General features: G+C 29.7%; 4 protein-coding genes and 1 pseudogene. All 5 read left to right on the top strand.

The features are described 5' to 3' along the window. Window positions 1-250 (top strand): annotated as a pseudogene (locus ABY298_RS15095) (XRE family transcriptional regulator); the annotation flags it as partial. Beyond that, entirely contained in the window at window positions 251-1,660 is a 1,410-nt protein-coding gene (locus ABY298_RS15100; RefSeq protein WP_372746881.1) for an exonuclease domain-containing protein, read from the top strand. Next, entirely contained in the window at window positions 1,639-2,304 is a 666-nt protein-coding gene (locus ABY298_RS15105; protein WP_372746882.1) for an SOS response-associated peptidase, read from the top strand. The genes ABY298_RS15100 and ABY298_RS15105 overlap by 22 nt, the downstream gene beginning before the upstream one ends. After that, window positions 2,304-2,819 carry a GNAT family N-acetyltransferase gene (locus tag ABY298_RS15110; RefSeq protein ID WP_372746883.1) on the top strand — a complete coding sequence of 172 codons (516 nt, stop codon included), beginning with the start codon at window positions 2,304-2,306 and terminating at the stop codon, window positions 2,817-2,819. Before ABY298_RS15105 ends, ABY298_RS15110 begins: the two co-directional genes overlap by 1 nt. Before the next feature lie 420 nt (window positions 2,820-3,239). After that, window positions 3,240-4,279: FUSC family membrane protein (locus ABY298_RS15115; protein ID WP_372746884.1), on the top strand; the 1,040-nt coding region annotated here is incomplete at its 3' end.

Consider the following 4,279-nt stretch of genomic DNA (forward strand, 5'->3'; position numbering starts at 1 on the left):
AAGCGAAGGAATGGTGTATAAACGTGTTTTTAAAAAATTAGAAGAACACAATATGTTATTAATGGTTTCTGATAATAAAAAATACGATCCTTATTATTTACCCGCAGAAGATGTACTTGAAATTTGGGAGTTTACCTGTAGTATAAATACGCAAGAATACGATGAACACGAACTAAAAATAAGCAGTATTGCAAGTATGCTAACACAACTAGGTGTTGAATTAAAAGAACTAGAAAAATCACTACACTAAATGTATTCCATAGTAGATATAGAAACCACTGGACATAGTTCTAAAATAACAGAAATTTCCATTTTTATTTTTGATGGAAAAAAGGTTGTTAACGAGTATACAACTCTTGTAAATCCAGAGTGCTCAATTCCTCCGTTTATCACAAATTTAACAGGAATTACCGATGCAATGGTAAGCAATGCGCCAAAATTTTTTGAAATTGCTAAAAGGGTTTTTGAAATTACAAAAGACACTATTTTTATAGCGCATAATGTAAATTTTGATTACAACATTATTCAAAAAGAATTTAAAGATTTAGGCTCCGATTTTAAACGCAAAAAATTATGTACGGTTCGTTTATCACGTAAATTAATTCCCGGATTAAAATCGTACAGTTTGGGTGCTTTATGCGCTTCACAAAACATTGAAATAAAAGACAGACACAGAGCAAAAGGCGATGCCGAAGCAACTACCATTTTATTTGAGCAATTATTGCAATTAGATACTGATAATGTGGTTATAAACTCATTTTTAAATCCACGTTCACGGCAAGCAACATTACCTCCATTACTTCCTAAAAAAATAGTTGACAATCTTTCTGAAAAACCAGGTGTTTATTATTTTAAAAATGAAAAAGGAGAAGTTATTTATGTTGGAAAAGCAAATAATATAAAACAACGCGTTATTAGCCATTTTTACGATAAATCTAAAAAAGAACAAACCATGTGCTTAGAAACAAGCAATGTTACTTTTGAAGAAACAGGAAGTGAATTGGTAGCATTATTAAAAGAAAGTTCCGAGATTAAACATCGATACCCAAAATACAACAGAGCGCAACGAAGAACACAAGAAAGTGTTGGTTTGTTTAGTTACGAGGACCGAGATGGAATTATACATTTAGCTTTTAACAGGTTAAAATTAATTGCCAACCCAATAATGAGTTTTTACAACGCAACAGATTCCCGACTCTTTTTAGAAAAATTATGTGAAGAATTTGAATTGTGCCCTAAATATTGCCATTTACAAACAAATGTTACCACGTGTTTTCATTATCAAATAAAAAAATGTAACGGTATTTGCAAAAATGAAGAAGCTGTAGATGTATATAATTTAAGAGTACAAAACGCTATAAAATCTGTACAATTCCAAACCAATAATTTTGTAATTAAAGAAACTGGAAGAACCGCAAAAGAAAACGCCTATGTACTTGTATTAAATGGTATTTATCAAGGTTTTGGATTTGTTAACTCCAAACAAACACTAAGTTCTGCTCATGATTATTTAAATATTATTGAACTAAAAAAAGACAACAATGATATTAAACGAATTTTAAACTCATATTTAAAAAATCAAACAAAAAATATTGAACCCTTAGCCGATTATGTTCCTGAATTAAATTCATTTGATTTATGTGCTATCAAACAAAAATAACCAAGCAAAAAGAAGAAATTGCGCAGCGTTTTAAGGTAGATATTTCTAATTTAAAACTGTTTAACCCAACCGAGTTTTGTAGCGCTTTTGATTATCCTAAAACACCCGTAATAACAAATGCAGATCCAACAAAAGCACAATTATTTAATTGGGGTTTAATTCCAAGTTGGTCGCAAAATAATTCCATAAGAAACTACACATTAAACGCACGTATTGAAACTTTAGCCGAAAAATCATCATTTAAAGATGTAATTCAGAATAGATGTTTAATTATTGCTAATGGTTTTTATGAATGGCAATGGCGTACCAAAAGTGGTTCTAAAAAACAAAAATATGTAATTACTTTGCCAAATGAAGAGATGTTTGCTTTTGCAGGTATTTTTACGGAATGGACAGATTTTAACAATAAAAAAATAAACACCTATACCATAATTACCACACAGGCAAATGAATTAATGAGTGAAATTCATAATAACAAACAACGAATGCCTGTAATTTTAAAACAAGAAGATGAACAACATTGGTTGCAAGGAGAAAATTATGAAGCTTTTAAATTTCCGTACAGCTGTAATTTTGTGGCAAAACCCGTAAATGAACATTTAAACAACACTACAAATAACACCTTAAAATTAAACTTTGATTGATGATTAAAATTGTTAAAGCCACTGTTAATGATTGTGAATTATTGAGTAATATAAGCGCCAAGGCTTTTTGGGAATCTCACGGAAATAGCGCATCAAAAGAAAACATTGAAACTTTTATAACAAAAACGTACAACAAAGAAGTTTTTATTCAAGAATTGTTAAACGAAGATACTATTTATCACATTATTTATTATAACAATCAAGCAGCTGGGTATTCTAAAATTGTGTTAAATGTACCGCATCCAAAAATTGAACAACAAAATAGCACCAAATTAGATCGGCTTTATTTATTAAAAGAATATTACAATTTAAAATTAGGCGCTCAACTGTTCAATTTTAATATTGAATTATCTAAAACAAATAAAAACACCGGAATTTGGCTAGCTGTTTGGATAGAAAATTTTAGGGCAATTGAATTTTATAAAAAAGCAGGTTTTGGAATTGTTGGTAGCTATAATTTTAAAATTTCCGAAACACATTCAAACCCAAATCATATTATGTATTTAAAATATTAAACTAACAACTACATTATTTTTCTTGTTTTATTGTATGCTTTTTAAAAGATGATATCAATCAATATACACTTTGATATTGCTCATTTGAAACCTCATATTAAGAGCATATATTTGTTATCACAATTAAAAAACGCATTGAAATAGATAAAATATAGGTTTTCAATATTAGGGTATGTTGAAAACTGAAATGAAGAGGTTTATTGTAAACTGAAAGCACTAAATTTTAGTGTCGTTTTAGAAATAAAAAGATATCAAAAATTAATCAATTGAAAGTTTCAATTAAACAACTTCAGAAAACAGGAAGTTTCGACTTCCTGTTTTTATTTATATCTGCAATTAGCTTATTTAAGTTTTATTTTCACTATTCGTATATTTTCTATGGCTAATGCTTACTTTTGCCGTGTAATTGTTTAGTTAAAAATGAAACAACTCTCATTCTACTTAAACCAAATAATCTGGTATAAATCTTTCCGTACTAAATTTTTAACAAACCCAAATAGATTATTGGCGTTTAAAGCTACAATAGTTATTGGTTTCCTTGTTGTTTCTATGCTAGTTATTGGATTGCCATTTTACGCAGTAACCTTAGGTTTAGGAGCACTTGCAGGAGCACTTTCGGAAACTGATGATCATCCAAATGGCCGTTTAAAATCAATGGCTTTAAAAATGTTAAGCTTTGCTATTTCAACTTTTTCAGTTGAATTGTTACAGCCTTACCCAGTAATAATGGCTGGAGGTTTAGCGGCTTCAACAATAGTTTTTATTTTAATAGGCGGTATTAGTGAACGTTTTAGAGGTGTAACTTTTGGGGCTTTATTAGTTGGTATTTATACAATGATTGGCGCACAATTAAGTCCGGTTTGGTACCTTCAACCTATATTATTAATATCAGGAGCCTTAATTTATGGTATATTTTCGTATTTATTATTACGCGTAAAACCTTATAGTTTATTAGAAGAACAATTAGCCAGAGGTTTTTCAGCACTTTCGTTATATTTAGATGAAAAATCTAAATTATTTCCAAGCGATGAGCAAGAGGAAAAAGAAATAAGAGCAAGACTAGCGTTATTAAACGTACAAACTGTTGATGCGTTAGATAAATGTAAAGAAGTATTAAATAGTTATGGCGAATCTCTTACAGATCAAAAACCACTAGCACCCTATTTACACTATTTTATGGTATTGCAAAGTTTGCACGAAAGGGCAGCATCTAGCCATGAACGATACGATTTACTAAGTTCTAATCCGTTAAGTAAAGAATTAATTGGAGGAATTAGACAATTGTTACACGAGCTTTCTCACGCTACACAAAATTTTGCCGAAAGTTTACTTACAGGTGTTAATTACAAACATCCAATAGCTTTAGATTGGTTGGTAAGCGCCATAAACAATTTCTTAAAAAACAACGAATTAAACACAACACATCCGTTAAACTTATTAATTAGAAATTTACGACAATC

Source organism: Lutibacter sp. (genome assembly GCF_041596795.1).
GTDB lineage: Bacteria > Bacteroidota > Bacteroidia > Flavobacteriales > Flavobacteriaceae > Lutibacter.

What these genes read in the sequence shown, in the direction of transcription:
- ABY298_RS15100 (WP_372746881.1), top strand. Translation starts at nt 251, where the DNA reads ATGTATTCCATAGTAGATATAGAAACCACTGGACATAGTTCTAAAATA.
- ABY298_RS15110 (WP_372746883.1), top strand. Translation starts at nt 2,304, where the DNA reads ATGATTAAAATTGTTAAAGCCACTGTTAATGATTGTGAATTATTGAGT.
- ABY298_RS15105 (WP_372746882.1), top strand. Translation starts at nt 1,639, where the DNA reads ATGTGCTATCAAACAAAAATAACCAAGCAAAAAGAAGAAATTGCGCAG.